Source organism: Exiguobacterium sp. UBA3491, assembly GCF_002377745.1.
Taxonomy (GTDB): domain Bacteria; phylum Bacillota; class Bacilli; order Exiguobacteriales; family Exiguobacteriaceae; genus Exiguobacterium_A.
Map to the genome: position 1 here is coordinate 1 of NZ_DFQK01000001.1, position 1,513 is coordinate 1,513.

Genomic DNA, 1,513 nt, shown 5'->3' on the forward strand with positions numbered 1-1,513 from the left:
TCTCGCGTCAAGTTGCCCTTCGGGCAACGCTTTGGATGAGCCATTTTCTTAAATTTACGGCCATGAGGATGAAGCCGAGCTCACGCTTCACCTTCGCTTTTCCTCTCACAGAAAAGCGAGTGAAACTCAAATTAGCCTTCAGATATCCAAAAACTGGTTCCACGTCTATCTTCCGTTTCGCATAGAGGGATCCTGTTTTTTGATCTGAAAGCCATTTTTTCATCTGTTCTTTTTGTTCTTCCCATGAAGTGTTTATGTGTACCTGTCGGTGACGACCCTCTTTGGCCTTGGTACAACGGGAGCGAAACGGGCAGCCATCACACCCTTCGCTTTCATACACCTTGAAATCACGCGTGAATCCGTACCGATCTGTTCTCTTGGACATGTAACGGAATGTTACGTCCTGTCCATTAGGGCACACAAAACGATCCGACCTTTCATCATAAGACCAGTTTGCTGTGTTAAATGGATCATTGCGCCATTTTCGAGACTTTTCTTTTTCGAACATCGTATAAGGGATGAGTGGAATGCGCCCTCGGCGCATCAAAATATCCTGATAATTCTCCTGACTCCCATAGCCGGCATCCGCAACGATATGCGGTGGTAGTGGTAAATATGAGCTGATCTCATCTAAAAAGGGAAGTAACGTCCGGGCATCCGTCGGATTCGGATAAATATCATAAGCGAGTGTGTACTGTCCTTCGGTCGCGATTTGAACGTTATAGCCTGGCTTGAGTTGTCCATTTTGCATATGATCTTCCTTCATTCGCATGAACGTCGCGTCTGTGTCTGTTTTCGAATAGCTGTTCCGTCCAGCGAGCGTCCTCTTTTGGAGGGCATATCTCTGTTTCCGCTCGCTGAAATCTGTAATCACCTTTCGAAGGAGACGTGGTTCCTTCCGTTCAGAACGTAGACGTTTTCTTTCTTGAGTATCCGAACTCGCCTCGATTTTTTGGTTGATGGAAGCGATATGTGCGTCTAAAGCTTCACCCATGTGTTCGAGTTCTGAGAGAGTGAGCTCGTCCGGGCTTTCTCGTTCAATTTCCGGTAGGATGTCTTGTTCGACGAGGTTGTCATAGATACGATTCGATTTGTCCACGAGAGACGAACTATGACGTTCGATCGATTTCCGCCAAACAAAGGTGTATCGGTTCGCATTCGCCTCTAGCTTTGTACCATCGATAAAGATGGCTTCTTCATTGATTTCTCCCATCTCGACGAGATGGCAACGGAAGGTAACGAAGGCTTGCTTCAAGATTGGAGTGACTGCGGGATGCACTCGAAAACGGTTGATGGTACGATAGCTCGGCGCATTCCCTTGCGCTAGCCACATCATCCGCAGACTATCGGATAGTAATCCCTCAATCTTCCGACCGGAGAAGACCGACTGTGTGTAGGCACATAAAATGATTTTCATCATCATCCGCGGATGATAAGCAGGGCATCCCGTCGTCCGCATGAAAGGATCGAAAACATCATCCGGAATGGATTCGACGAGATGATGGACAGCGAA

The 1,513-nt window shown here is 47.4% G+C and carries 1 protein-coding gene; it reads right to left on the reverse strand.

Features of this window, described 5'->3' with window-relative positions; translation table 11 throughout:
* Window positions 1-7 precede the first annotated feature (7 nt).
* Window positions 8-1,513 (reverse strand): IS1182 family transposase (locus B4F99_RS00005; RefSeq protein ID WP_290754607.1); only part of this gene is annotated, 1,506 nt, incomplete at its 5' end.